The organism is Nitrospirillum iridis (assembly GCF_014205765.1).
Lineage (GTDB): Bacteria > Pseudomonadota > Alphaproteobacteria > Azospirillales > Azospirillaceae > Nitrospirillum > Nitrospirillum iridis.
Genome location: NZ_JACIIZ010000001.1, coordinates 219,782 through 245,048, shown reverse-complemented (window position 1 = coordinate 245,048; position 25,267 = coordinate 219,782). Strand labels below are relative to the sequence as shown.

Genomic DNA, 25,267 nt, shown 5'->3' with positions numbered 1-25,267 from the left:
ACGCGGCCGCATCAGCCACCGCCGGGACCGTTGTCCCCTTCCGGCTGGCGACTGATGCGCAACGTGGCGCCATGGGGCCGCGCGATCTCGACAATGGTCTCCAGCCGGGTCAGGCGGCGCTCATGATCGGCCAGCGCCCTGGTCGTCTCGCGGCGCAAGTCGCCCACGGTGCTGTCCAGGCGCCGCACCCGTTCCTCGATCAGCACGACGGTGCGCAAGCCGGCCAGGATCTTTTTCACGCGGACCGGCGCTCCCGCACCTCATCGATCGCCGCCTCGGCTTCGGCGATGGACCGGTCCAGGCTGGCCATGATGCGCTGAGCGGCATCCGCCAAGGTGGCCAACAGGGCCTCGATCTCTTCGCGGCTCTCCACCAGATCGTCTTCGGCAACCCGTCGGCGCACAAATTCAGAGGTGGAGACGCCCAGGCGCTTGGCTTGTGCGGTAAGGCGCCGCTTTTCCGTCGGCGTCATCTGAACCACCAGTCGGGCCGTCGCGGCCGTCGCCGTCTCCCTCATGTCCATGGACATCCCGTGGACATGATCGCATCAAGAACCGCTGGCGCCAAGGCGGCCTCAGTAGATATCCCGGATCGCCGCCGCCAGCCACATGACCGTGGCGGCGTCGGTCTCCCGGGCACCAGGCTGGACGAAGCCGAAGTGCAGCAGGTGGGGGTCCACCACCGCCGGCGCCATGCCGCAGGAGGCGTGGACCTCGCTCACGCCGGTCTGGCGGATGAGGTCTACGGCGTTGTCACCGTTGACGCCGCTGCCAGCCATGATGCTGATCCGGCCCCGGGCATGGTCGACCAGTTCGGCGATGGTCTCCGCCCCCTCCACCGCCGTGCGGGCACCGCCGGAGGTGAGCACCCGCTCGAACCCCAGCTCGATGGCGATGTCCAGGGCCTCGATGGGGTCGGGCGTCAGGTCGATGGCGCGGTGCAGGGTCAGGCCCAGGCCATCGGCGCGATCCACCAGGATGGCGAGCGCCGCCGCGTCCAGTTCGCCGCTGGGCAGGCTGGCGCCCAGCACCACGCCGGGCAGGCCCAGGGCGCGGGCGGTATCGATGTCATCACCCATCACGTCCAGGTCGGCGGGTCCGTAGACGAAGTCGCCCGGCCGGGGGCGGATCATGGCGTAGGCGGGCCGGCCGCTGGCCGCCGCCAGGGCCATCAGGCCGCGCGACGGCGTCAGGCCCCCCACCACCAGGGCGGCGCAGAGTTCCAGCCGGTCGGCCCCGCCCCTGATGGCGGCGGCCACGCCCGCCGGGCTGTCCACGCACACCTCAAGCCGCACGCGTTCAAGAACTTCCGTCCGGGTCATGCCCCCATCCCCCTCGATACCCTATTCCGTTCCAGCCATTCCGCACCCAGGATGGCCGCCCCCACCAGGCCGGCCGCGCCGCCCAGCACCGTGGGCACCAGCAGCGGCCCCGCCGTGCGTCGCAGGATACGGGCCCGGACGGCCCGGTCCAGCGCGGAAACCAACGCGGCGTCGGACGACAGGCCGCCGCCCACCGGCACCAGGCCGGGACCGATGGCGTTAACCACCACCGCCAGCGGGTCCGCCACCAGGTCGACATAGATATCCAGGGTGCGGGTCGCGGCGGGGTCGCCCGCCGCCCAGGCGGCCGTCAGCGCCTGGCTGTCGAGGGTCACGCCATGCACCGCCCGGTGCAGACGTTCCAGTCCCCGGGCGCCGCCCACGGTGTCGACGCAGCCCCTATGACCGCAACCGCAGGCCAGGCGCAGCAGGGTGAGCGGCGGGTCGCCCGCCACCTGCTTGACCACCGGCCCGTGCCCCCACTCGCCGGCGATGCCGCCGGCGCCACGGACCAGGTGGCCGTCCACCACCAGGCCGCCGCCCACGCCCGTGCCCAGGATGATGCCAAAGACGACGCCATGACCACGCGCGGCACCCACCGTCGCCTCCGCCAGCACGAAGCACGCGGCGTCATTGGCCACCACCACCGGCCGTCGCAGGGCCGCCGCCAGGTCGGCCACCAGCGGGCGGCCCGTCAGGCAAGGAATGTTGGCGCACGAGGCCAGGCCCGTGTCAGGATCGATACCACCGGCCAAGGCCAAGGCCGCCGGCGCGTCGGCGGGGCCCGGCGCCTGGGCGATCAGATCGGCCAGCGCCTGGACGAAGGCGGCCGGGTCATGGGTAGGCGTCGGCACACGACCGACACGGGTGACACCGCCCGTCACCATTACATCTGTACTGGCTGTCCCCAGGGAAATGTATGACCCACCGATGTCGAAACAGTATATCAAGATTGAAATCTTCTTTCGTGGAAAGGTCCCATTTTAACGAAAATGGACCGCAAATCATCGACAGAGTGGAATATGGGGGAAGGATCGATGCCAGGGATGGACGGGCATGGGATGGATCGGCACCACGCCCCCCTTCCCGCCAACCCCACCATCAGCGACGTGGCCGAACGGGCCGGCGTCTCGCGGGCGGTGGCGTCCCGGGCGCTTTCGGACGAGCAGCGCCCCGTGTCGGCGGAAAAAAAGGCGCGCGTGCTGCAAGCGGCGCAAGAGCTGGGCTTCCGTCCCAACCTGCTGGCCCGCAGCCTGACCACGAAAAGCGTCAACTTGGTGGCCGTCGTCGTCAACCACATCCATGACCTGAGCGACCTGGACCTGTTCGACCCCCTGCTGGCCGCGGTCCAAGCGACGGGCAAGCAGGTGATCCTCATCCGCGTGGGCTCCAGCGACCGGGTGGAATCCTTCCTGCGCACCGGCGTGGCCTATCACGTCGATGCAGCCATCGTCTTTTCCGACTTCGCCGACGCCGCCACCGCCCGCACCCTGTTCCGCAGCGACCAGGTGCTGATGCTGAACGGCCGGCACGATCACGCGTCGCCGGCCGTCATTCCCGATGAACGGGTGGGCATCGTCGAGGCGGTGGCCCATGCCGCCGCCCAGGGGGTGAAGACGGCGGCCGTGGTGACGGGGCGCCCCACCTCCGTCCTGGAACAGGCGCGCATCCGCTTGTACCAGGCGGCGTTGGCGGCCGAAGGCATCCGCCTGACCGCCACCCTGCAGGGCGACTATTCCTACGCCAGCGGCCACCGGGCCGGCGAGGAACTGGCCAAGGCGGCCCGGCCGGACGCCATCTTCTGCACCTCCGACGCCATGGCCATGGGCGTGCTGGACCGACTGCGGCCGGACTTTCCCGGCGGCCGCCCCACGACCACGCGGCTGTACGGCTACGACAACCTGTCGCTGACGGATTTCGACGCCTATCCCATCTCGTCCATCGGCTATGACCGCCGCGCCTATGTCGACGCCATCATCGGCGTGCTGACCGGCACCGCCACCGGCCCCTGGCCCCTGACCCTGCCCACCCGTTTCCATGCCCGACTGACCGGCTGACGGTTCGATCAGCCTGCGGGGTTGGTCCCGGCGGTCAGGACCGGCACCGCCGCGTCCTTGCCCCACCATTTGCGGTAATTGGCCTCATAGGCGCCGGAGCTTATGTAGTCCGCGACAAAGCCGTTCAGCCAGCGCAGGAAGTCGCCGTCCCCCTGGGCCAGGCCGATGGCGATGGGGGCGTTGGAATACAGGTCCGGCAGGGTCTTCAGCGCCGGGTTGGTGTTGGCCAGGTAGTCCATCATGGACGAATCCTCGATACCGGCATCCACCCGCCGCTGCACCAGCAGCAGCACGCCATCAGGCGCGAAGGTGTCGGTATAGACCAGCTTGGCGCCCGGCACCGCCTGGCGCAGGAAGGCCTCACCGGTCGTGCCCCGGCCGACCACGACCTTCTTGCCCGCCAGGTCCGACAGCTGGTTGACCCCGGCGCTCTTCTGCACGATGACGCGTAAGCCCACCCGGTTGTAGGGGATGGTGAAGGCGATGGTCCGCGCCCGTTCCGGCGTCGCCGTCAGATTGGCCACCGCCACGTCGATCTGTCCCGACACCAGCATGCTGACCCGGGCGTCGCCGGAGACGTCGGTGTATTCCACCCCCACCCCCAGCTTGTCCGCCAGACGCTTGGCGACATCGACATCATAGCCGGCCGGCGCGTTGCGGTCGTCGCGGAAGCCGATGGGTTCCCCGCCCAGGGACACCCCCACCCGCAGCACGCCACGCTGGCGGATGTCCTCCAGCTTGCCGGCCCAGGCGGGCCCGGCCAAACCGGCGACGGCCAGGAAAAGAACGGCGAGCGCCGGCAGCAATTTGCGCATGGGGTACTCCTCAAACGGTGCGGGCGACGCGCTCTTCCGGGGCCGTCAGCGACGGATCCCAATACCAATAGCGGATGGCGGGGCCGCAACGGAAGCTGACGACCTCATGGTTGCCCTGGGCGTCCAAGGCGTGGATGACCACGCCCGCCAGGAAGCCCAGATCCAGCGTGGCCAGATCGGCCACGGCCAGATCGACCGCCTCCCGCAGGGTCCGGCCCAGCTGCAGGGCCAGCACGATGGACCGGGCGGTGCCGCAGCGCACCGTCATCTCCCCGGTATGGGTGCAGGCGGCGGCGCCGAAACGGCTGTCGGCGTAAAAGCCGGCGCCGGCGATGGGCGAATCGCCCAGGCGGCCGGGGTACTTCCACGCCCAGCCGGACGTGCTGGTGGCGGCATGCAGGCCGCCACCCGAATCCTGGCCCAGGAACACGGTGGTGTCGCGCACCCGCTCGGGATCGGTGATGGCCCGGCTCAGGGGGGCGAGGGGAATGTCGGGAAAGGCGGCAAGGTCGGCCGGCGGCAGTTCCTTCTCCAGCCGTTCCCACCATACGCGGCGGGAGTCCTCCAGCAGGGTCGGCTCCGCCGCGAACCCGCATTCCAGGGCGAAGCGCCGGGCGCCGTCGCCCGTCAGCAGGACGTGCGGCAGGCGGCGCATGACCTGGAGCGCCACGGCGCTGGCCGGAACCACGTCGCGCAGGGCGCCCACGGCCCCCACCTGCCGGGTGGTGCCATCCATGACGCCGGCGTCGAACTCCATCTCCCCCAGCATGTTGGGCCAGCCGCCGTAGCCGACGCTGCGCACCGTCACCTCCCGCTCCACGCATGAGATGCCGGCCACCAGGGGATCGGGGCCCCGCTCCCCCGCCCTCAACCGGTCGACGGTGGTCTGGAAGCCGGGCCAGGCCTCGGAATTGGCGATCAGGATCACGGGCGCTCCCCAACAGGCGTCATTTTGGACAGGAACTGGTTGATACGCGGATGGGCCAGGCCCCGCGCCGGGTCGAAGAAATCCGCCGTCGGCAGATCGACGATCAGCCGGCCCTGGTCCAGGAAAACGATGCGGGTGGAGATGCGGCGGGCGAATTCCACCTCATGCGTGACGAACAGCATGGTCGTGCCCTGGCTCGCCAGCCGGCCGAGGATGGCCAGTACCTCCGCCGTCATCTCCGGATCCAGGGCGCTGGTCACCTCATCCAGCAGCAGATAGCGCGGGTTCATGGCCAGCGCCCGGCAAATGCCCACCCGCTGGCGCTGGCCGCCCGACAGCTGGGCCGGGTAGGCGTCGGCCTTGTCCGCCAGGCCCACGCTGGCCAGCAGGGCGCGCGCCTCCGCCGCCACCTCGGGCTCCGGGCGCTTCAGCACCACCTCCGGCGCCAGGGTGACGTTCCTCAGCACGGTCATGTGGGGGTAGAGGTTGAACAGTTGGAACACGGTGGCGGACAAGCGTCGCGCCTGGGCCAGCTGGCGCGGGTTGGCCACGTCCAGCCCGTCCACGGTGATGCGGCCGCCGTCCAGCCGTTCCAGCCCGTTGATGCAGCGGATCAGCGTGCTTTTGCCCGACCCGCTGGACCCCAGGATGGTCACGACCTCACCGGGCGCCACCGTCAGGCTGACGCCGTCCAGGACCGTCTGCGTCCCGAAGCGTTTGACCACGCCCTCCACCGCTATCATCCGCGCATTCCTCGCAAGTCCCGCCCTAAAATCCGAGCGGCGGGGCATGCGCCCGCAGCCGCCGTTCCCAATGATGGCCCAGCAGCGTCAACCCCTTGGCCGCCGCGAAATACAGCGCGCCCACCATGGTCCACACGGCGAAGGGGCGCAGCGTGCGCAGGTTCAGGATGTCACCCGCCTTGGTCAGGTCCATCACGCCGATGACCGAGACCAGGGAGGTCACCTGCAGCTGGTTGACCGCCAGACCCACCAACGGACCCAGGGCGAAGGCCGCCGCCTGCGGCGCCAGGATGTGGCGCACCAGCTGGGCGCGGCTGAACCCATAGACCCGCGCCGCCTCGACCTGGTCCCGCCCCACGGCGTCCAGGCCGGCCACGGCGATGAAATAGACGAAGGCGGCGGTGTTGGCCGACAGCGTCACGCCCGCCGCGACAACCGGGGTCAGCGGCTGGTGGATCAAGGCCGGGATGCCGAAGAACACCAGGAACAGCTGCACCAGCACCGGTGAGTTGCGCAGCAGTTCCAACCCGGCGTGCAGCGCCGCCCCCAGGGCCGGCACGCGGAAGTGGCGAACGACGGCGGCGGCCGAGCCCAGCACCAGGCCCAGGGCGAAGGTGCCGGCGAACAGGCCCAGGCTGACCCCCAGCCCCTGGGCCAGCAGCAGGCCGTCATGGACGGTGAAACCCGTGTGCCGCATCAGGCCCGCCCCCCCGCCACCAGGTGCCGGTTCAGCCGCCGGTGCAAGGCCCCGACGCCCAGGGACACGGCGTAGGTCAGGCCGGCATAGGCCACGAGCAGGAAGGCGTAGACCTCGAACGGGCGGTAGGTTTCGGCGGCGACCCCTCGGGCGGCCCCCGTCACCTCATCCAGCGTGATCATGGAGAGGATGGAGGAGCTGAGCACCAGGTTCACGAAGACGGAGCCCAGGGGCTGCAGCGCGGTGCGCAGGGCGATGGGCAGGACGATGCGGCGGAAGATGGACAGGCGGCTGAGGCCGCTGACCCGTGCGGCCTCGACCACCCCGGGCTCGATCGCGAGGATGCCGCTGCGCACCACGTCACTGGCATAGGCGCCGCCCACCAGGGTGAGGGCCATGACCCCGGTCCAGAAGGCGTCGATATACACCCCCACCTCCGGCAGGCCGTAATACAGGAAGAACACCTGCACCACGAACGGGACGTTGCGGAAAACATCGACATAAAAACGGGCCAGGCGGCCGGGCCAGCCATGGGTTGTCGCCGCCAGGCCCAGCCCCGTGCCCAGGGCGAAGGCGCCGACAATGCCCAGCGCACAAACCTCGGCCGTCAGCAAGACGCCCGCCAGCAGCGCATCCAGATGGGGCAGCAGCACCGTGAGATCGAAGCGCAAGGGGCGTCCCTGTAAGTGAAATCGGTTTCAGTTTGCCGCACAGGCCATGAATGTCAATGCCTTCCGGCGCCTGTTCCTTTCATAACCGATAGGAAAGGGCGCCGCGTCGATGCCGGAAAAAGAAAAAGGGCCGCGAGGTTGGCGCCCGCGGCCCTGGAAGGTAGATGGACATACTTCCGGGAACAAGAAACCCGAAAGGTGACCGAACGAACCGGGGCGGCAGATCCCCGTAGTGGCCCGTCCGGACCGGCCCCGTGCGTCAGGCGGGGCAGCCCGCATGCACTGGCCAGGTGACCCTAGCCGCAGCCGGTAACCAACGGATGTCAGATGTTGATAGGCTAAGAAACATATCGTTGCAATTATGCTTTCAGTTACCGTTCTGAAACAGTCCGGGAAGACGCGCCCCTCGGCCCCGTCTCCTCCCTGGCCCCCTCCCCTGCCCCCGCCCCGCAAGGTGAGGCTTCCCCCCCGGCCCCGCGAACTGGCAAGGTGGTCCAGCCCCATCCCCTCTCGCCCTTTGAGCCGGAGCCCAGCGCCCATGCCTCCCCTGCCCCCCGACGCCACCGCCGCCGGCATCCTGGACGACCTGTTGACCCTGGCGCGCAAGGCCGGCGCGGACGCCGCCGATGCCCTGCTGGTGGACAGCGCCGCCATGTCCATGAGCCAGCGCCTGGGCAAGCCGGAGGAGGTGCAGCGCGCCGAATCGGGCGATTTGGGCTTGCGGGTCTTCGTGGGCAAACGCCAGGCCATCGTATCGTCCTCCGACCGCAGCTCGGCCCTGCTGAAGGAATTGGCGGAACGGGCGGTGGCTATGGCCCGCCTGGTGCCGGAGGACGGCTATTGCGGCCTGGCCGATCCGGAGTCGCTGGCCCGCGACTGGCCCGACCTGGATTTGTGCGACAGCGCCGAACCGGTGGCCGAGGACCTGCTGGCCCAGATCGCGGAGTTGGAGGAAACGGCCCTGGCCGTGCCCGGTGTCAGCAATTCCGAGGGCGCGGACGCCGGCTGGTCGCGATCCACCGTCACGCTCGCCGCCAGCAACGGCTTTTCCGGCGGCTACAGCGTCAGCCGCCGCAGCCTGTCCGTCTCGGTCCTGGCCGGCAGCGGCACGGGTATGGAGCGGGACTACGACTATCATTCCACCGTCTACGCCGCCGACCTGGAGTCGCCCGTCACCATCGGCCGGCGGGCCGGGGAACGGGTGGTCGCCCGCCTGAACCCGCGCAAGGTGGCGACCCAGGCGGTGCCCGTGGTGTTCGATCCCCGCGTGGCCGGCGGCCTGCTGGGTCACCTGACGGGCGCCATCTCCGGCGCCGCCATCGCCCGGGGGACCAGCTTCCTGAAGGACAAGATGGGCCAGGCGATCTTCGCCCCCGGCATCACCATCGTTGACGATCCGCACATCCGCCGCGGCCTGCGTTCCAAGCCCTTCGATGCCGAGGGGCAGCCGGGCCAGCGCCGCAACCTGATCGACGGCGGCGTGCTGACGACCTGGCTGATGGACCTGCGGTCCGCCCGGCAATTGGGCCTGGCCTCCACCGGCCATGCCTCGCGCGGGACCGGCGGCCCGCCCGGCCCGGGCGCCACCAACGTCTATCTGACGCCGGGGACCGAAACGCCGGAGCAGCTGATCGCCGACATCGGCCAGGGCTTCTACGTCACCTCCCTGATGGGCAGCGGCGTCAACGGCATCACCGGTGACTACAGCCGTGGCGCGTCGGGCTTCTGGATCGAGGACGGCAAGATCGCCTTCCCGGTGGCGGAGATCACCATCGCCGGCAATCTGAAGGACATGTTCCTCAGCCTCCGGCCAGCCAACGACCTGGAATTCCGCCATGGCGTGGACAGCCCCACCGTGCGGGTGGAAGGCATGACGGTGGCAGGCACCTGACGGGGGCCAGTCACCGCGATATCAAGCACGAAGCGCCCAGAGGGAGGCAGCCCGATGACCTTCACCCTTGACCGCCGGCGCCTGGCCCTGGCCGCGCTGGGCGGTGCCGCCTTGGGGAATTTGGCCCTGACGCGCCCCGCCCAGGCCGATGGCGGATCCGCCGCCGATCTGGTGCGTCAGTCGCGCCAGCGCCGCGACCCGGACATGCTCGCGCCCCTGTGGCCCGGCACCCCACCGGGGGGCGAGGGCCTGACGATCAAGGACGTGGTCACCGACCACGGCCCCGTGGGCGGCCCGCCCGACCGGGTAGCGGAGAGCGTGGCCACGCCCACCCTGGCCTTCTTCCGCAGCGCCAACCCGGGCCCGCGCGCCACCATCCTGGTCATTCCGGGCGGCGGTTACACCAATGTCTGGTTCGACAAGGAGGGGTATGAGATCGCCCGTTGGCTGAACGCCACCGGTGTGCATGCCGCCGTCCTGACCTATCGCCTGCCGGCCGAGGGATGGAAGAACGGGCCGGACGTGCCGTTGCAGGACGCCCAGCGCGCCATGCGCCTGCTGCGCCACCAGGGCAAGGGGTGGGGCGTGGATGGCGGCCGCATCGGCGTCCTGGGATTTTCCGCCGGCGGCCATCTGGCGGCCAGCCTGATCACCCGGCACGATGCCGCCGTTTACACGGCGGTGGATGAGGCCGACACGCTGCCGGCCGGGCCCCAGCTGGGCGGCCTCGCCTATCCCGTCATTTCCATGGAGGAGTCGCTGACCCACCTGGGATCGCGACAGCACCTGCTGGGGCCCAGCCCCAGCGCCGCCCAGGTGGCTGCCTATTCACCGGACCAGGGTGCGCGCCCCGGCACCTGCCCCACCTTCCTGTTCCACGCCGCCGACGATAGCGCCGTGCCGGTGGGCAACAGCCTGGTGATGTTCCAGGCCTTGCGCCGCCAGAACGTGGCGGCGGAGATGCACGTCTTCGAATCCGGCGGCCATGGCTTCGCCCTGCGCGAAATCCCCGGCCGCTCGGCCGAGCCCTGGCCCGACCTTTACCACCGCTGGCTCACCCGGCATGGGTTCGTGTGAGCCCGCCGACGCCTGAAGGCGGGCCTTCATCGCCACCGATGAAGGCCCAGCCACCTCAGTTCACGATCTTCCACTGCCCATCAGGCTGGCGGCAGGCGGTGCCGGTCACGGTCTGCTTGCGGCCGCCCACCACGGCCACGCTCTGGTATTCGCGGCAATAATTGTCGGGCGATTCCTGCCAGGTCTTGACCGGCGTCATCTGGTATTGGGCGCCGTTGTCCGGGTTGTTCCAAACGATCTGCTGGCCGTCCGGCGCCTTTTCCATGGCCTGGGCGAAGCAGCCCTGGTCGCTGCTGTCCATGCGGTTGAAAGCGACGTTGCCGGCCAGCGCCCCCAACAGGACGCCGGCGCCGGTCATGGCCGCCTTGCCGCCGCCATGGCCGAACTGCGAGCCGGCCAGGCCGCCCAGCAGGGCGCCCACCACCGTGCCCACGTTCAAGCCCACCGCGCCACGGTCGCAGCGCCCGTCCTCGATCCCCACGTCGGCGCCATAGAACTCTCGATAGTGGGGGGAGCGGCGGTCGACATAGTGCCCCGGCGGCGGGCCCCGGCGATCGTCCCGGTGATCATCACGCCAATGATCGTCCCCCCGGCGATCGTCTCCCCGGCGGTCGTCGCCACGGTGATCATCCCCCCGTTGGTCATCCCGGCGATCATCGCCACGGCGATCATCCCGTCCATCCCGGTCCCGATAGTGATAGCCGGAGGCGTCGGCCCACGGCGGCGGGTCAGCCCAAGCCGGCAGGGCGGCAGCCAGCGCCACGACGGCGGTCGCGGCGGCGGCGATAAGACGGGACGAGCGCTTCATGATGGCCCTCATTTCTTCCGATGCTTGGGGGACGCGATGTCCGGCGCGCCCCCGGGGGTGTCGTATCAGCGACAGTATGACGCTGATCGTGGCGACCATGGGGCAGTGTTTCCCACACCGTCATCGTGGCTTTCCGGCTTAGTCAGAAAAGCCAGGATCTTTCCGCCCGCGCCTGGGGCGCGCTAGACTGTTCGGCGGAGGCGCCATGATCCGATTCGGTCCTTGGAGTACCATGCTGGGCATGGCGGCCGGCTTTGGCGCGCTGGTGGCCCTGCTGCTTCTGGCGGCACCGGGCAATCGCGTCGCCAACCGCCTGCTGGCGGCCCTGCTGGGCGTGGCGGTGCTGCGGCTGATGCCCTATGTCCTGGGCTTCGCCGGCTTTTATGACGCCTATCCCTGGCTGTCCTTCGCGCCCTTCGATCTGGGCCTGGCCACCGGCCCGTTGCTCTACCTCTATATCCGCCGCCTGGCGACACCGCGATTGCCCCCCGGATGGGCCTGGCACTTGGCACCCGCCGCCCTGGACCTTGCTTACACCGTCTGGGCCTTCACCCTGCCGCTGGCGGCGAAGATGCGGTGGAACGACACGGTCCATGAGCCCTGGATCGCCCCGGCGCAGACTTGGGCCGCCACGCTGTCGCTGGCCTTTTACCTGGCGGCCGCGGCCCGGTTCCGCCACCGCTACCAGCACTGGCTTGCCGGCACGGTGAGCAGCCCCGCCGACCTGCGCCAACCCTGGCAGCGCACGCTGCTGGCGGCCTTGGCGCTATGGCTGGTGGTGGCGGTGGCCTTCGACCTGATCGATGGCCTGCTGGCCCCCCTCAGCTACTATGACCGCTTTCCCCAGTATCTCGCCTTCGCCGCCATCGTCGTGGGCCTGGGCCTTGAGGGCTGGCGCCATGCGGCGCGCGCCTATCCACTGATGGCCGCCCAACAACGCCCGCCCGCGCCGGCACGCGAACGCGACTGGACGGCCCAAGCCGACCAGTGGCGCGGCACCATCCGGCGCGAGGGCTGGTGGCGGGAGCCTAGCCTGACCCTGGCCCAGGTGGCGCAGCGGCTCGGCACCAACGAAACCTACCTGTCCCGCGCCATCAACCAGGGCCTGGGCTGCACCTTCAGCGCCCTGATCAACGGCTTGCGCGTGGAAGCGATCCAGGAACGCCTGGGACGGGCGGAACCGGGGGAGCTGCTGGCCCTGGCGCTGGACTGCGGCTTCGCCTCCAAGGCCAGCTTCAACCGCGTGTTCCGGGAGCGCACGGGCCTGAGCCCCAGCGCCTGGCGCGCGTCTCAAAAGCCGGAAAACAGCAGATTTACGGGGGATGAGGCGACGGCGGGGGGCGATGCCGCCTAACTGGGCGTGACGTGCCGGGCGGAACCGGCCGACTACCCAGAGGCCCACCCCATGCGTTTGCCGCCCTTCCTTGGCCCCCTCACCCTGGCCTGCATCCTGACCCTGGCCCCGCCGGCCGTGGCCGCACCGGACGCTGGCCCCGCCTATGCCCCGCTGTCCCTCAGCCCGGCGCAGGCGCGGGCCGACGTCGCCCTGCTGCGGCGCGCGCTGGAAACCATCCATCCCGGCCTCTACCGCTATGGTACCCGCGCGGAGGTCGACCAAGCCTTCGCCCGGCTGGAGGGCGCGGCTGCCCAGCCCATGACCGACCTGGAGCTTTGGCGGGCCATCGCCACCCTGGTGGCGGCCATCCACTGCGACCACACCAAGCCCGAGCCCTCGGCCGCGATCGAAGATTGGCGGACCAGGCACCCGACCCATCTGCCGCTCCGGTTCACCCTCGTCGAAGGGCGCATGATCGTGGTGTCGAACGATGGCCAGCCGGGCGCCCCACCGCCGGGCGCGGAAATCACCGCCATCAACGGCCGCCCAGTGCCGACGGTGCTGGCCACCCTGGGCCAGGCGGTCGCCTATGATGGCGACACCACCCAGGCCATAGCCGTCAAACTGGCCGTCGACAGCGACCTGATGGGCGACGATTTGGACGAATATTGGCCGGCCTTCTACGGCTTCCCCGACCACTGGACGCTGGAGTGGAAGCGGCCGGGCGACAGCCGGCTTTCCCAGGCCACGCTGGCGCCCATCCCCTTCCGCCAATGGATGGCGCTGGCCTGGCCCGAAACGTCCTACCGGGATGAGTTCTACAAGGCCGTGACGTGGCGGCTGGCGGGGAAGACCGCCTACCTCCGCATCGACACCCTGGTGAACTACCGCAACCCGGTGGACCCGACGGCCTTCCTGGCGGGCTTTTTCCGGATCCTGAAGCAGCGCGGCGTCGAGCGTCTGATCCTGGATCTGCGCAACAACGGCGGCGGATCGGAGGACGTGTCGGTGGCGCTGGGGCGCTATCTGCTGCCGCACCCCTTCACCTGGTCGAAGCCGCCCCTGCTGAAGGCCGTGCGCTATGGCGACCTGCCGGCGCACATGGAGACCTGGGGCGACCCCAAGGCGCTGTTCGAGCCCGCGATGGAGGGCTTCAGCCGCACCGCCGCCCTGGGATGGGCCGATGGGTGGTGGCAGCGGCTGCCCCGGGACGGCAACCCGGATGACGAGGGGCTGTGGCCGCAGGAGCCGTCACCGGACCATTTCACCGGCGCCCTGGTGGTGCTGACCGGCCCGCGCAACGGCTCGGGCGCCACGCGGATCATCGCCCAGCTGCGCGACAAGACCGGCGCCCGGCTGGTGGGCGAGGACACCAGCGGCAGCGCCGAGGGGCCGACGGCCGGCCACATCTTCCTGCTGACCCTGCCCAACAGCGGCATACGGGTACGCATCCCCAATGCCTGGAACCGCACCAACCTGGACAATCCCGCCCCCACGGGTGGTGTCGCGGTCGACGACCGGGTCACGCCCACCATGGCCGACCAGTTGGCGGGTCTGGACCGGGCGCTGGCGGTGGCGAAAGCGTCGGCCTCCACCCCGGACCCGGCCCCCGGGCTGGCCGGGGCGCTGGCCGGCGATTGGACCGGGACCCTGGATTACCGGGACTATGGCAGCGACCGCCGTGTCATCCTGCCGACCCGGCTGTCGGTGACCACGGACGGCGGGACGGCGCGGCTGTCGTTCACCTACGACGACGGTCCGGGCAAGACGGTCCGGTCGCAGGAAACCTGGTCCCTGGAAGGGGACGGGCAGGCCCTGGTGATGGATGATGGTGAGCGGCACCAGCGCTATGACGTCCTGGAACGGCGCGGGGGACCCGGCCCGGGCGACCTGACCCTGGTGGCCCAGGGTACGGGGGTGGAGAACGGCCATCCCGTCGGTCTGCGGGTGATCCTGGCCCGGCGGGGCGGCACGGTGTCGGTCACGACCTTGAGCGCCGGGCCCGGCCAACCCTACCTGATGCGCCACGCCTATTGGCTGAGCCACCCCTGACGGGCGGCGGCGCTACATGAAACTGGCTACATGAAACTGTAGGGGTCCACGTCCACCTGCACCCGCACGGTTCCGGGTATGGGGATGGACGCCAGCCAGGATTGCAGCAGCGGCTGCACCGCGACACCCCGCGCCGTCTTCAGCAACAGACGGCGGCGGTGGCGGCCGCGCAGCAAGGCCAGGGGGGCGGGCGCCGGGCCAAGGACCAGGACGTCGTCGCCCTGCGGCGCCACGCGGGCCAGGTCGCGCGCCAGCTTGTCCACCTGGCGCTCATCCTCCCCCGAGACGATGAGCGCCGCCAGCCGGCCATAGGGCGGCAGGTCCATGGCGCGGCGCTGGTCGGCCTCCGCCGCCAGGAAGGCGTCGCGGTCGTGGGCGGCCAGCGCCTGCATCACCGGGTGTTCCGGCATGTGGGTCTGCAGGAAGACGCGCCCCGGCCGGCTCTCACGCCCGGCCCGGCCCGCCACCTGGTGCAGCATCTGGAAGGTGCGCTCCGCCGCCCGCAGGTCGCCACCGCCCAGGCCCAGATCGCCGTCCACCACGCCGACCAGGGTCAGCATGGGGAAGTGGTGGCCCTTGGCCATCACCTGGGTGCCGATCAGCAGGTCGACCTTGTGGGCCCGCACCTCCTCGATCACCGTCTGGATGGCCTGCGGCCCCACCAGGGTGTCGCTGGTCATCAGCGCCACGCGGGCATCGGGGAACAGTTGCGCCACCTCCTCCGCCACCCGCTCCACGCCGGGACCGCAGGCGACGAAGGAATGCTCCGCCTCGCAGGATGGACAGGTCTCGGGCAGCCGGTCGGTGTAGCCACAATGGTGGCATTGCAGCCGGCGGCTGAGGCGGTGTTCCACCAGCCAGGCGGTGCAGTTGGGGCATTGCAGGCGGAAGCCGCAGCTGCGGCACAGGGTCAGCGGCGCATAGCCCCGGCGGTTCAGGAACAGCATGCCCTGCTCGCCCGCCGCCAGCGTCTCCTTCATCGCGTCCACCAGGATGGGCGACAGCCAATGGCGGGCGGGCGGGCGGCTGTCGGGGCGGCGCAGATCGATCAGGGTCACATCCGGCAGGCTGGCGCCGCCGTGGCGGGCCGGCAGGTCGATTCGGCCATAACGACCCGTTTCGGCGTTGGTCAGCGTTTCCAGGGAGGGCGTGGCCGAGACCAGGGCCACGGGGATGCCCCCCAGGAAGCCGCGTGCCACCGCCATGTCGCGGGCATGGTAGATGACGCCATCCTCCTGCTTGAAGGCGGCCTCATGCTCCTCATCCACCACGATCAGGCCCAGGTCGGGATAGGGCAGGAACAGGGCGGACCGGGCGCCCACCACCACCGGCGCCTCGCCATTGACGATGGCGCGCCAGGCGGCGCGACGGTGGGCGCCGGCCAGATCGGAATGCCATTCCACCGGCCGCACGCCGAACCGCCGGGCGAAGCGGTCCAGCCATTGGCTGGACAAGGCGATTTCCGGCAGCAGCACCAGGGCCTGGCGCCCCTGGCGCAGGCAGGCGGCGATGGCCTCGAAATAGACCTCCGTCTTGCCTGAGCCGGTGACCCCGTCCACCAGCGTGGCGGAATAGCCCCGCGCATCCACGGCCGCGCGCAGGGCATCGGCCGCCGCCGCCTGGTCGGGCGACAGGGTGGGCCCCGGCCGGTGGGCATCGGGAATCGGTGGGCGCGGCTGGGCGCGCAGGGCCACAGGCGTCAGCAGCCCCGACTCCGCCAGGCCGCGGATGACGCCGATGCCGCAGGCGGCCTCCCGCGCCAGGTCGGCCGGCGTGCGGGGCGGCCCCTCCTCCTCCATCAACGCCAGCACGCGTCTGCGCGCGTCCGTCATCTTGAAGCCCGGCGGTGGTGAGTCGCCCGACGGCAGATAGGCCAGCAGCGCCTTTGGGTCCTCCAGCGCCGCCGAGACGCTGACCGCCATGCGCAGCACCGACCCCGGCGACGACAGGGTGTAGGCCGCCACCCAGTCGATGAAGCGGCGCGACACCTCGGGCATGGGCGGCAGGTCGAACCGGCGAAGGACGCTTTTCAGGCGATTGGCCGGCACCCCGGCCTCATCACCATCCACGGCCCACACGACCCCGAAGACCTGGCGGGGGCCCAGTGGCACCTCGACATAGGCGCCGGCCTCCAGATCCATGTCGTCGGGCACGCGGTAGTCGTAGGCGCTGGCCAACGGCAGGGGCAGCAGAACGCGCACCCGCCGTACCGGTGGGGGCCCCGCCTCTATCCCGCTTGCCGTCAACAGATCCATGGCCCTGCTGTTACCACCGACCGGGGGCCAGGCGCCATTGTCTCAAGCATCGCGGGCGACGCCCGGGGCACCCCCCGGGCTGCCGCATGCCCCCCATCCCGACCCGGGCCATATCAGCCCGTGCACGCGGGGGCCGCCTCGGCTAGAGTGCCGGCCAACCCGGGGGCGGGCCCCGGTCCTGATCCAGATCCTGAGGGCATTCCCCCATGAAGTTCTTCGTCGATACCGCGGACATCAACGACATCCGCGAGCTGGCCTCCACCGGCCTGCTGGACGGCGTCACCACCAATCCGTCCCTGGTCGCCAAGTCCGGCCACAGCAGCTTCATCGACCTGATCGCCGAGATCTGCGACGTGGTGAAGGGTCCCGTGAGCGCCGAAGTGGCCTCCACCGACTTTGAGACCATGCTGAAGGAAGGCAAGCACCTGGCCAAGATCGCCCCCAACGTGGCGGTGAAGGTGCCCCTGACCCAGGCCGGCCTCAAGGTCTGCCACCACCTGTCGCAGGAAGGCACCATGGTCAACGTGACCCTGTGCTTCTCCGCCGCCCAGGCCATCCTGGCGGCCAAGGCCGGCGCCACCTTCGTCTCGCCCTTCGTCGGCCGCCTGGACGACATGGGCCAGGACGGCCTGGCGCTGATCGAAGAGATCGTCACCATCTATGACCAGTACCCGGCCTTCGAGACCGAGGTTCTGGTCGCCTCCATCCGCAACCCCATCCACGTCACCCAGTCGGCCAAGATGGGCGCCCACGTGGCCACCATGCCGCCGGCCATCATCCGTCAGCTGTTCAACCATGTGCTGACCGACAAGGGCCTGGCGCAGTTCGTTGCGGACTGGGCCAAGACCGGGCAGACTATCCTGGATCAGCCGCTGCCGACCCGCTGATACCCCGTCGCGTTCCAGCGGATGCCTTGTCCGGCCCGCCCAGCGATGGGCGGGCCGGTTCGCGTTCAGGGGCCATGCGTGCCGGGAAACCGGCCTTTCACGGGAAGGTCTGGATATGGGCGGCAAAACACCGCACAGCGCCTTGGGCGACGCCCTGACAGCGGAGGATGTCGCCACATACCTGCGCGAGACCCCGGATTTCCTGCAGCAGCATCCCGAGATCGTCCACCACCTGATTCCGCCGGCGGAGAATCGGGGCAACGGCGTGGCCGACCTGCAGCACTTCATGCTGCTGAAGCTGCGGCGCGAGGTGGCCGACCTGACGGCCCGGCACGACGACCTGATCGCCACCGCCCGCGCCAACATCAACAACCAGAGCCGGGTGCACGCCGCCGTCCTGTTCCTGATGGACGCGCAGAACTTCGAACATCTGATCCAGACCATCACCACCGACCTGGCGGTGCTGCTGGACCTGGACCTCGCCTGCCTGGTGGTGGAACAGCCCGAGGACAGCCCCCTGGCCCTGCACAGCGACCGCACGGGCCTGCAGCTGGCGGAGACCGGCGCCATCGGCCGGTGGATGAACAAGCGCGAGGTGACCTTGCGCGGCAACATCCAGGGCCTGGCGGAAATCTATGGCCCCGCCGCCCCCATCGTGCGGTCCGAAGCCTTGGTGCGGCTGCAGATCGGCCCCGAAGGCCCCGTCGGCCTTCTCGCCTTCGGCTCCCGCGACGCCGACCTGTTCCATCCGGGCCAGGGCACGGAACTGCTGTGCTTCCTGGCGAGGGTGGTGGAGCGGTGTATCAGGGGCTGGTTAAGTTTGTAGACCGGATGCGACGGACATTGTCGCGGTTGGAGGGGTTCTGGCGTGGATTTCGGCTTCAAGATGCGGCGCGGCGGTCGGCGAATATTGCTGGCATCCACAGTGGGGCTATCGGTATGCGGGGGGCTTATGAGCGCTGGAACGGCGGCGGAGGCGGTGAGGAGCTGGCACACTGATCGGGTTAAGCTGCTGGACAGTCCGGAAATGATGGCGTCCACGGCGCGCGTCCTGAACGGTACGCTTCCAGGGACCAACAAGCCCTACGACGCCCAGAAGGTTGCCGACGATCTGGTCCAGATCATATTCGCCGAACTCCAGGACCAGTCCGGCGTCCATGCTGAAACCGCCCTGACGGCCCTGGGCGCACTGGCCGGATTCTCCGTCCAGATGGGTTTGCGCGAAACCCTGGTAAAGCCGGGGAAGGCGCCCGAAGACAAGGTCTTCGTCATCGCCAAGACCAAAGACGGCGAAACCTTCTATCTCGGTGACCTCGCCAATGAAGGGCTGTTCGGCGGAAAGCCGGGTGTTTACTCGGTGTACGCCCTGGTCGGCGGCGGCGCCCAGAAGGCCGGGGCGAAGGAATTACCCGATGTCCGCGAGATTGCCGGGTATGTCGCCAGCACCCTTGGATCGGACAAGTTCGGTATTCCACGTATCGCGGCTGACCATATGCCGCATGCCCGTCCCATCGAGTTACTGGACAAGTTCTGGAACCCGGTACGCAATTACATGGTTCTGAACGTCCAGGCCCCGTTACAGTGGCCGCTCGTCCTCGCCCTCGCCTCCCAAAAGGTCATCGTGATGGGCAAGGACACGCTGGACCCGGCGCTTGGAGCCAAGCTGGTCATGGAGACGGCGACCGCCATGGCGAAGATCGACCCCACGCGTATCCACAACGCCTACTTTCAATGAGAAGACGACCTCACGGATCGCCCCGATGACCAAGCCCCCTGCCCTGGGATATTCCTGCGCGCCGGACGTGGCGGCGGCGCTGGAGGAGTGGCGGCGCTGGCTGGTGTCGGAGAAGACGGCTTCGCCCCATACATTGAGGGCCTATCAGGGCGACGTCGCCGCCTTCCTCGCTTTCCTGACGGAGCATCAGGGCCGGGCGCCCGGCCTGAACGATCTGGCCGCGGCACGGTTGGGCGATTTCCGCGCCTGGCTGGCCGCCCGGGCGGGTGAGGGCGCCATTGCCGCCAGCCGGGCGCGTTCCGTCTCGGGCGTGCGCAACCTGTTCCGCTGGTTGGACCGCTCGGGCCGCATGCACAACCCCGCCATCGGCCTCTTGAACGCGCCCAAGGTGAAGCGCCCCATCCCCCGCCCCCTGACGGTGGAGGATGCCGGCGTGCTGCTGGAGGAGTCCTCCGACATTCCCGCGGCCCCGTGGGTGGGCCTGCGCGATCGCGCCCTGTTCACCCTGCTGTACGGCTGCGGCCTGCGCATGGACGAGGCCCTGCGCCTGTCCCGGGCCGAAGCGCCGCTGGCCAGCGACACCCTGCGCGTGACCGGCAAGGGATCAAAGCAGCGCGACGTGCCGGTGCTGCCGGTCGTACGCCAGGCGCTGAGCGCTTACCTGGAGGCCTGTCCCCACCCGCTGCCCGCCGCCGGGCCGCTGTTCGTGGGCGTGCGCGGCGACCGGCTGAACGACCGGGTGGCGCGCCTGGCCATGCAGACCCTGCGACAGCTGCTGGGCCTGCCGGACACCGCCACGCCCCATGCGCTACGCCACAGCTTCGCCACCCACCTGCTGGGCGGTGGCGCCGACCTGCGCGCCATCCAGGACCTGCTGGGCCATGCCAGCCTGTCCACCACCCAGCGCTATACCGACGTGGATGCCGAACAGCTGCTGTCGGTCTATGAGACCGCCCACCCCCGCGCGCGGCGCGGTGGATGAGCCCCCCTTGCCTACCCGAGGCGCCGCCCATGTCTGCCAACGCGAATCGTTTCCTGGGGCCACTGAGATACGCGGCGGTGTTGCTGTGCCTGGTGCTGCTGTGCCTGGCACGCCCGGCGGCGGCCACGGACGCAACGCCCCTGTCGCTGGCCGATAGGACCGTCACCCTGACGCCGTCCCCCGCCTTTCAGTATGTGAGCGGCGGTGAGGTCCAGACCTTCGTGACCAGGCATTGGCGGGGACGCCCCCTGGCCGGCGGCGCCGGGCTGGGCCTGCTGGTGCCCGCCGATACCGACCCCGCTTGGCTGGTGGCCCTGAGCTATGACGGCAGCGGCCATGTCGGGGACCTGGACGCCGACCGGCTGGACCCCGACAGCCTGCTGGCGGCGCTGAAGTCCGGCGACGCTGGCGGCCCCCTGCCCTTGACCGGCTGGGCCCGGCCGCCGACCTATGACGGCACCACCCACACCTTGGTCTGGGCCACACGCCGCCAGGCGGACGGGGGTGCCGTGGACAGCCTGGATTATCACGTCCGCCTGCTGGGTCGCCGGGGCGTTCTGGGCCTGGACATCGCCGCCCGCATGAACGATCTGGCCGATATCGAGGGGCGGACGCCCACGCTGCTGTCCATGCTGCGCTTCACGCCCGGCAACGGCTATCGCGACTACGTCCCCCTGGCCGACCGGTCCGTCACCCTGGGCCTGGGCGGCCTGATCGCCGGCGACGCCCTGGTGAAGGGCGGCCTGATGGACCACCTGCTGACCGGCATCACCAGCCAGAACTTCATCCTGCTGCTGGCGGTGCTGGTGGTGATGATCGTGCCGCGCTACATCCGCCGCCGCCTGGGCCCCAAGCCGCCGCCGGCGCCCCAGCCGGACGGACAGCCGCCGCAGCCCCCGCCCCCCCCGCCCAAACGCGATCCCCCAGGCCCGCCGGGCCCCTGGTCGCTCCCGGCCCCACCGGCGGTGGGGGATGGGGACGGTGAAGACGGGGACCGGACCTGAAGCCCGCCCGAAAGGCCGTGCCCAGACGCGGACACCCATGCTAGCCTACGGGCAATGGGCGCATGGGTGGGCGACCGCCTGGAAGATTGGGGACCGACGACATGAACGACGCTTCCGCCAAGGACCCGCAGACAACCGCCGCCGCTGACGCGGAAACGCCTGAGGCCCTGCGCCGGCGCGAAGCCCTGCGTAAAATGGCGCAGCTGGCCGGCGTGGGCGGAACCACGGCCGCCGTGCTGCTGACCTCGCGCCGTTCCCGCGCCGGCAGCTGACCCCAAAATCGGGCGCCCTGACGACGACGCCCCGTTCGGGGCGTCCTTTTGCATAAGCACGCATATACGGGTGATTGGAAGTGGGCTCCCGTGACCCAATCCCTCTGGTGTCCCCTCCGGTGCCCCCGGTCGTTCCCCTGCGCGGGGGCCGCATCCTGCTGCTGTCCCGGGGCCAGGGCATGGTGATCCTGTGTGATGACGAGGGGCGGGACGACACCCTCGATGGGCTATGCGCCGCCGACCTGCCGGCTCCCGTCGCCCCCAGCTGCCCCCCCTCCTGGCCCCCCTCCTGGCAGGTCGCCGCCGCTCAATCCGTGCTCTGGACCCTGGTCCTGGACTGCCCCCGGGGCAAAGTCCTGGTGCGCGGCCGCGTTCCCAGCCCAGGCGACCTGCCGCTAAGGCTGGGCCCGCTGGTGACAGCCACCGATGGCGCCGCCCCGGCCTGGACGATAGACCTGACCGCCGATGGCGACGATCTCGCCCTTTGGGTGGATGGCGAATACCGCGCCAGCGCCGACGGGGCCAATCTGGCCGTCTGCGAGCTGCTGGGCCTGTTGGCTGAATTGAACACCGCGCCTGGCCCCGTCGTGCTGTTGACCCACGCCGCCGGGCTGGTGGTGAAGGGCCACCCCCTGCTGCTGGCCGCGCCGTCCTCGGGCGGCAAGACCACGCTGGCGACCGCGCTGCTGGGACGTGGCGCGACGCTGCTGAGCGATGACACCATCGCCGTGGCGGCAGACCACAGCCTGGCCGGCGTCGCCACCGCGCTACGCATCCGCGCCGGCGGGGCCGATCTTCTGGCACCGTGGCTGGGACCCGCGCCGCGATCCGCCCCAGCCGGTGAACCCCGTTTCGTCGCCCCCCGGACCGTGGGCCGGACAGCGGCGGCGGCCGGGCCCGCGGCGGCCGTGATCCTGCTCGACCACGCGCCCGGCCTGCGCCCCACCCTGACGCCCCTGACGACGGCCGAGGGCCTCATGGCCCTGGTGGGCGCCGGCGCCTCGCTTGTCGGGGGCCCCAACTTGCCGCGCGCCCGAGCCCTGGCCCGATGGGCTGACGCAACCCCGTTCTTGTGGATGAGCTATGACACCCTGCACCAGGGAGCGGAAATCCTTGAAGCTGTCGCGGCCGCGTTGGCGGGGGGCCTTCCGGTCGCTGACGCGGCTGCTGTCGCCGGCCAATCCCAGCCGGCGGGGGCATCCGCCACCTGACGCCCTCGCCGGCTGGGATTGGCCGGCCATCCTGCGGGTCGCCAGCGACCTGCGGCTGGCCAGCACCCTGCATTGGCGCCTGGCGGATCACGGCTGGCTTCCCCTGATGCCGGACGCCGTGCGCGACTGGACGGAAGGCGCGGCGGAGCTGGGCCGGATGCGGGCGGAGGCGCAGCGGGAGGAGGCCCTGGTGCTGACGCGCCTGATGGCCGCCGCCGGCATCAAGACCGTGCTGTTGAAGGGCACGGCCGCCCTGTTCGACGGTCTCTACCCCGATCCCGGCGCCCGCTACAGCGGCGATATCGACGTGCTGGTGCCGGCCGACCGCCTGGACGCGGCGCAGGCGCTGCTGCGGGCCCAGGGCTTCGCGCCCATCCAGGCGCCCTACGCCATGACGGCGCGGGCCAAGCACCTGCCCCGGCTGGCCCATCCGGACCGCCGCTTCGGCATCGAGCTGCACCAGAACGTGGTGGAGCCCGCGTTCCAGCTGGCCCTGCCCCCGACCGCCATGCTGGAACGGGCGATCCCGGCCCAGGACAGCGCCGCCGTCTGGCTGCCGTCCCCCGAGGACAGGCTGGCGCATTGCCTGGCGCACCTGATGGACGATCGCCGGCAAAGTCCCGTGCCGTTGCTGCGCCAAATGCTGGAACTGCGCCTGCTGGCCGAGAGGACACCGCCGGATTGGGCCACCATCACCGCCCGCTTCGCGGCGGCAGGTGTACGCGGGGAGTTGATGGACACCCTGGCGACGGCGGAAGCCCTGGTCGGCCTCGCCTGGCCGCCCGCCCTGCGGCGCCCCCGGTACGGCCTGGCTTGGCGCTGGCGGCTGTGGCAGCAGCTTCATGTTCCAGGGCTGGCGCGGGCCACCCGCTTGGCCACGCTGGCCGCCCCCCTGCTGCGCCCCCGCCGTTTGGGCGGCCTGCTCCGCCGCGCCGCCACCTCCGGCGATATACGCGCCTTCATCGGCCCCCGGCTGCGCGATTTGCGTGACCGCACCGACCCCCGGGCCTGACGCCCGAAAACGAAAACGGCGCCAAGTTTCCCTGGCGCCGTTCCCCAATTCCCCGATGGGGGAAGCTCACATATGGATGGTCCGTCCCAGCACGCCCAGGGCCGCTTCCTTGATGGCCTCGGTCAGGGTGGGGTGGGCGTGGCTGGTGCGGGCGATGTCTTCGGACGAGGCGCCGAATTCCAGGGCCAGGGCCAGTTCCTCGATCATCTCACCGGCCGACGCGCCGATGATATGCGCGCCCAGCAGCTTGTCGGAGTGGGCGTCGGCCAGCAGCTTCACGAAGCCTTCGGTCGCCTGCATGGAGCGGGCGCGGCCGTTGGCGGTGAAGGGGAACTTGCCGACCTTGTAGCTCACGCCGGCGGCCTTCAACTGCTCCTCCGTCTTGCCGACCGAGGCGATTTCCGGCCAGGTGTAGACCACGCCCGGAATGTAGTCGTAGTTGATGTGACCGGACTGGCCCGCCATCACCTCGGCGCAGACCACGCCCTCTTCCTCGGCCTTGTGGGCCAGCATGGCGCCGGCGACGACGTCGCCGATGGCCCAGATGCCAGGCACGTTGGTGCGGAAGTGGTGGTCGGTCTTCACGCGGCGGCGCTCATCCAGTTCCACGCCCACCGCGTCCAGGCCCAGGCCCTCGGTGTAGGGGCGGCGGCCGATGGCCACCAGCACCACGTCGGCTTCCAGCGTCTCGGCGGTGCCGCCGGCGGCGGGTTCCACCGTCAGGGTGACGCCGGTGTCGCTGGCGACGGCCGAGGTGACCTTGGTCGACAGCTTGAAGGACAGGCCCTGCTTGGCCAGGATGCGCTGCGACTGCTTGGAAACCTCGCCGTCCATGCCCGGCAGGATGCGGTCCAGGAACTCCACCACCGTGACCTGGGCGCCCAGGCGCTGCCAGACGGAGCCCAGTTCCAGGCCGATGACGCCGCCGCCGATGACCACCAGGCGCTTCGGCACGCCGGCCAGCTCCAGGGCGCCGGTGGAGGAGACGATGCGCTTCTCGTCGATGGTCACGCCCGGCAGCGGCATGACGTCGGAGCCGGTGGCGATCAGGATGTTCTTGGCGGTGACGGTCTCGGTGGAGCCGTCCTCCTTGGTCACCGTCACCTGGCCCGGGGCGGCGATGCTGCCCTTGCCGGTGTAGCGGGTGATCTTGTTCTTCTTGAACAGGAACTCCACGCCGCTGGTGTTGGACTTAACCACGTCGTCCTTGTGCTTCATCATCGTGGGCAAGTCGAGCTCGACGCCCGAGACCTTGACGCCGAAGTTGCCCAGGGAGTGGCTGGCTTCCTCGAACTTCTCGCTGGCGACCAGCAGGGCCTTGGACGGGATGCAGCCCACGTTCAGGCAGGTGCCGCCCAGCGTCTTGCGCATCTCGACGCAGGCGACCTTCATGCCCAGCTGGGCGGCGCGGATGGCCGCGACATAGCCGCCGGGGCCGCTGCCGATGACGACGAGGTCGAATTGGGTTTCGGTGGTCATGTTTTCTGTTCCCTCAAACGCCGGGAGCGGCCTC

At 70.2% G+C, this 25,267-nt stretch carries 25 protein-coding genes; 13 read left to right on the top strand and 12 right to left on the bottom strand.

Features of this window, described 5'->3' with window-relative positions; genetic code table 11:
* Positions 1-11: 11 nt before the first annotated feature.
* The 4 genes from FHS74_RS01060 to FHS74_RS01045 are packed head-to-tail and all read right to left on the bottom strand — an operon-like array spanning position 12 to position 2,271.
* On the bottom strand, positions 12-239 hold the full coding sequence (locus FHS74_RS01060) for a hypothetical protein (protein WP_184796631.1): 228 nt from the start codon (positions 237-239) through the stop codon (positions 12-14).
* Entirely contained in the window at positions 236-517 is a 282-nt protein-coding gene (locus FHS74_RS01055) for a plasmid mobilization protein (RefSeq protein ID WP_184796629.1), read from the bottom strand. Before FHS74_RS01055 ends, FHS74_RS01060 begins: the two co-directional genes overlap by 4 nt.
* 57 nt (positions 518-574) lie before the next feature.
* Complete coding sequence (locus FHS74_RS01050; protein WP_184796627.1) at positions 575-1,321, bottom strand: copper homeostasis protein CutC; 747 nt, start codon at positions 1,319-1,321, stop codon at positions 575-577.
* Positions 1,318-2,271: an ROK family protein gene (locus tag FHS74_RS01045; RefSeq protein WP_184796625.1), complete on the bottom strand. Its 954-nt coding sequence runs from the start codon at positions 2,269-2,271 to the stop codon at positions 1,318-1,320. Before FHS74_RS01045 ends, FHS74_RS01050 begins: the two co-directional genes overlap by 4 nt.
* A 111-nt stretch (positions 2,272-2,382) precedes the next feature.
* Between FHS74_RS01045 and FHS74_RS01040 the strand changes: the two genes are divergently transcribed.
* The gene (locus FHS74_RS01040; RefSeq protein WP_184796623.1) at positions 2,383-3,378 is read left to right on the top strand and encodes a LacI family DNA-binding transcriptional regulator; all 996 of its coding nucleotides are present in this window, start codon (positions 2,383-2,385) and stop codon (positions 3,376-3,378) included.
* An 8-nt stretch (positions 3,379-3,386) separates the two neighbouring features.
* Here FHS74_RS01040 and FHS74_RS01035 read toward each other — a convergent pair whose 3' ends face one another.
* From FHS74_RS01035 to FHS74_RS01015, 5 genes are read right to left on the bottom strand one after another with little or no spacing between them, the layout of a single operon-like run.
* Positions 3,387-4,193: a transporter substrate-binding domain-containing protein gene (locus tag FHS74_RS01035; RefSeq protein WP_184796621.1), complete on the bottom strand. Its 807-nt coding sequence runs from the start codon at positions 4,191-4,193 to the stop codon at positions 3,387-3,389.
* 10 nt (positions 4,194-4,203) lie between these two features.
* On the bottom strand, positions 4,204-5,121 hold the full coding sequence (locus FHS74_RS01030) for an isoaspartyl peptidase/L-asparaginase (protein WP_184796619.1): 918 nt from the start codon (positions 5,119-5,121) through the stop codon (positions 4,204-4,206).
* Positions 5,118-5,864: an amino acid ABC transporter ATP-binding protein gene (locus tag FHS74_RS01025; protein ID WP_184796617.1), complete on the bottom strand. Its 747-nt coding sequence runs from the start codon at positions 5,862-5,864 to the stop codon at positions 5,118-5,120. The genes FHS74_RS01030 and FHS74_RS01025 overlap by 4 nt, the downstream gene beginning before the upstream one ends.
* Before the next feature lie 25 nt (positions 5,865-5,889).
* Complete coding sequence (locus FHS74_RS01020; protein WP_184796615.1) at positions 5,890-6,561, bottom strand: amino acid ABC transporter permease; 672 nt, start codon at positions 6,559-6,561, stop codon at positions 5,890-5,892.
* The gene (locus FHS74_RS01015) at positions 6,561-7,232 is read right to left on the bottom strand and encodes an amino acid ABC transporter permease (RefSeq protein ID WP_184796613.1); all 672 of its coding nucleotides are present in this window, start codon (positions 7,230-7,232) and stop codon (positions 6,561-6,563) included. The genes FHS74_RS01020 and FHS74_RS01015 overlap by 1 nt, the downstream gene beginning before the upstream one ends.
* Before the next feature lie 538 nt (positions 7,233-7,770).
* On the opposite strand from FHS74_RS01015, the gene FHS74_RS01010 reads away from it, so the two are divergent.
* Together FHS74_RS01010 and FHS74_RS01005 are read left to right on the top strand one after the other, a co-directional pair.
* Positions 7,771-9,123, top strand: a complete 1,353-nt coding sequence (locus FHS74_RS01010) for a TldD/PmbA family protein (protein WP_184796611.1) — start codon at positions 7,771-7,773, stop codon at positions 9,121-9,123.
* Positions 9,124-9,177: 54 nt separating this feature from the next.
* Positions 9,178-10,200, top strand: a complete 1,023-nt coding sequence (locus FHS74_RS01005; protein WP_184796609.1) for an alpha/beta hydrolase — start codon at positions 9,178-9,180, stop codon at positions 10,198-10,200.
* A gap of 55 nt (positions 10,201-10,255) precedes the next feature.
* Here FHS74_RS01005 and FHS74_RS01000 read toward each other — a convergent pair whose 3' ends face one another.
* Complete coding sequence (locus FHS74_RS01000; protein WP_184796607.1) at positions 10,256-11,008, bottom strand: RT0821/Lpp0805 family surface protein; 753 nt, start codon at positions 11,006-11,008, stop codon at positions 10,256-10,258.
* A gap of 205 nt (positions 11,009-11,213) precedes the next feature.
* Between FHS74_RS01000 and FHS74_RS00995 the strand changes: the two genes are divergently transcribed.
* Both FHS74_RS00995 and FHS74_RS00990 read left to right on the top strand, forming a co-directional pair.
* Entirely contained in the window at positions 11,214-12,362 is a 1,149-nt protein-coding gene (locus FHS74_RS00995) for a helix-turn-helix domain-containing protein (RefSeq protein WP_184796605.1), read from the top strand.
* A 51-nt stretch (positions 12,363-12,413) separates the two neighbouring features.
* A complete protein-coding gene (locus FHS74_RS00990) occupies positions 12,414-14,396 on the top strand; it encodes a S41 family peptidase (RefSeq protein WP_184796604.1) in 1,983 nt (660 codons plus the stop codon).
* A 26-nt stretch (positions 14,397-14,422) separates the two neighbouring features.
* On the opposite strand, the gene FHS74_RS00985 is transcribed toward FHS74_RS00990, so the two are convergent.
* Positions 14,423-16,651, bottom strand: coding sequence for a primosomal protein N' (locus FHS74_RS00985; RefSeq protein ID WP_184796602.1), 2,229 nt, complete (start codon positions 16,649-16,651; stop codon positions 14,423-14,425).
* A 206-nt stretch (positions 16,652-16,857) separates the two neighbouring features.
* Here FHS74_RS00985 and fsa point away from each other — a divergent pair, with 206 nt between their 5' ends.
* The 8 genes from fsa to FHS74_RS00950 all read left to right on the top strand — a co-directional run bounded on the left by fsa (position 16,858) and on the right by FHS74_RS00950 (position 23,754).
* On the top strand, positions 16,858-17,538 hold the full coding sequence (gene fsa / locus FHS74_RS00980) for a fructose-6-phosphate aldolase (RefSeq protein WP_184796600.1): 681 nt from the start codon (positions 16,858-16,860) through the stop codon (positions 17,536-17,538).
* 115 nt (positions 17,539-17,653) lie between these two features.
* The gene (locus tag FHS74_RS00975; protein ID WP_184796598.1) at positions 17,654-18,364 is read left to right on the top strand and encodes a DUF484 family protein; all 711 of its coding nucleotides are present in this window, start codon (positions 17,654-17,656) and stop codon (positions 18,362-18,364) included.
* Between the two features lie 42 nt (positions 18,365-18,406).
* A complete protein-coding gene (locus tag FHS74_RS00970; protein ID WP_184796596.1) occupies positions 18,407-19,273 on the top strand; it encodes a hypothetical protein in 867 nt (288 codons plus the stop codon).
* Positions 19,274-19,298: 25 nt separating this feature from the next.
* On the top strand, positions 19,299-20,255 hold the full coding sequence (locus FHS74_RS00965; RefSeq protein ID WP_184796594.1) for a tyrosine recombinase XerC: 957 nt from the start codon (positions 19,299-19,301) through the stop codon (positions 20,253-20,255).
* Positions 20,256-20,284: 29 nt separating this feature from the next.
* The gene (locus FHS74_RS00960; protein WP_184796592.1) at positions 20,285-21,259 is read left to right on the top strand and encodes a DUF2167 domain-containing protein; all 975 of its coding nucleotides are present in this window, start codon (positions 20,285-20,287) and stop codon (positions 21,257-21,259) included.
* 101 nt (positions 21,260-21,360) lie between these two features.
* The gene (locus tag FHS74_RS00955; RefSeq protein WP_184796590.1) at positions 21,361-21,531 is read left to right on the top strand and encodes a hypothetical protein; all 171 of its coding nucleotides are present in this window, start codon (positions 21,361-21,363) and stop codon (positions 21,529-21,531) included.
* 119 nt (positions 21,532-21,650) lie between these two features.
* Positions 21,651-22,742, top strand: a complete 1,092-nt coding sequence (locus FHS74_RS31095) for a hypothetical protein (protein WP_343066822.1) — start codon at positions 21,651-21,653, stop codon at positions 22,740-22,742.
* On the top strand, positions 22,645-23,754 hold the full coding sequence (locus FHS74_RS00950) for a nucleotidyltransferase family protein (protein WP_343066842.1): 1,110 nt from the start codon (positions 22,645-22,647) through the stop codon (positions 23,752-23,754). The genes FHS74_RS31095 and FHS74_RS00950 overlap by 98 nt, the downstream gene beginning before the upstream one ends.
* A 66-nt stretch (positions 23,755-23,820) precedes the next feature.
* On the opposite strand, the gene lpdA is transcribed toward FHS74_RS00950, so the two are convergent.
* The gene (lpdA, locus tag FHS74_RS00945) at positions 23,821-25,233 is read right to left on the bottom strand and encodes a dihydrolipoyl dehydrogenase (protein WP_184796586.1); all 1,413 of its coding nucleotides are present in this window, start codon (positions 25,231-25,233) and stop codon (positions 23,821-23,823) included.
* Positions 25,234-25,267: the final 34 nt, after the last annotated feature.

Bases quoted from the DNA above. Each gene is read 5' to 3' on its own strand.
- FHS74_RS01055 (WP_184796629.1), bottom strand. From the start codon at position 517: ATGAGGGAGACGGCGACGGCCGCGACGGCCCGACTGGTGGTTCAGATG.
- FHS74_RS01050 (WP_184796627.1), bottom strand. From the start codon at position 1,321: ATGACCCGGACGGAAGTTCTTGAACGCGTGCGGCTTGAGGTGTGCGTG.
- FHS74_RS01040 (WP_184796623.1), top strand. From the start codon at position 2,383: ATGGATCGGCACCACGCCCCCCTTCCCGCCAACCCCACCATCAGCGAC.
- FHS74_RS01035 (WP_184796621.1), bottom strand. From the start codon at position 4,193: ATGCGCAAATTGCTGCCGGCGCTCGCCGTTCTTTTCCTGGCCGTCGCC.
- FHS74_RS01025 (WP_184796617.1), bottom strand. From the start codon at position 5,864: ATGATAGCGGTGGAGGGCGTGGTCAAACGCTTCGGGACGCAGACGGTC.
- FHS74_RS01020 (WP_184796615.1), bottom strand. From the start codon at position 6,561: ATGCGGCACACGGGTTTCACCGTCCATGACGGCCTGCTGCTGGCCCAG.
- FHS74_RS01010 (WP_184796611.1), top strand. From the start codon at position 7,771: ATGCCTCCCCTGCCCCCCGACGCCACCGCCGCCGGCATCCTGGACGAC.
- FHS74_RS01005 (WP_184796609.1), top strand. From the start codon at position 9,178: ATGACCTTCACCCTTGACCGCCGGCGCCTGGCCCTGGCCGCGCTGGGC.
- FHS74_RS01000 (WP_184796607.1), bottom strand. From the start codon at position 11,008: ATGAAGCGCTCGTCCCGTCTTATCGCCGCCGCCGCGACCGCCGTCGTG.
- FHS74_RS00995 (WP_184796605.1), top strand. From the start codon at position 11,214: ATGATCCGATTCGGTCCTTGGAGTACCATGCTGGGCATGGCGGCCGGC.
- FHS74_RS00990 (WP_184796604.1), top strand. From the start codon at position 12,414: ATGCGTTTGCCGCCCTTCCTTGGCCCCCTCACCCTGGCCTGCATCCTG.
- FHS74_RS00985 (WP_184796602.1), bottom strand. From the start codon at position 16,651: ATGGATCTGTTGACGGCAAGCGGGATAGAGGCGGGGCCCCCACCGGTA.
- fsa (WP_184796600.1), top strand. From the start codon at position 16,858: ATGAAGTTCTTCGTCGATACCGCGGACATCAACGACATCCGCGAGCTG.
- FHS74_RS00975 (WP_184796598.1), top strand. From the start codon at position 17,654: ATGGGCGGCAAAACACCGCACAGCGCCTTGGGCGACGCCCTGACAGCG.
- FHS74_RS00965 (WP_184796594.1), top strand. From the start codon at position 19,299: ATGACCAAGCCCCCTGCCCTGGGATATTCCTGCGCGCCGGACGTGGCG.
- FHS74_RS00960 (WP_184796592.1), top strand. From the start codon at position 20,285: ATGTCTGCCAACGCGAATCGTTTCCTGGGGCCACTGAGATACGCGGCG.
- FHS74_RS00955 (WP_184796590.1), top strand. From the start codon at position 21,361: ATGAACGACGCTTCCGCCAAGGACCCGCAGACAACCGCCGCCGCTGAC.
- lpdA (WP_184796586.1), bottom strand. From the start codon at position 25,233: ATGACCACCGAAACCCAATTCGACCTCGTCGTCATCGGCAGCGGCCCC.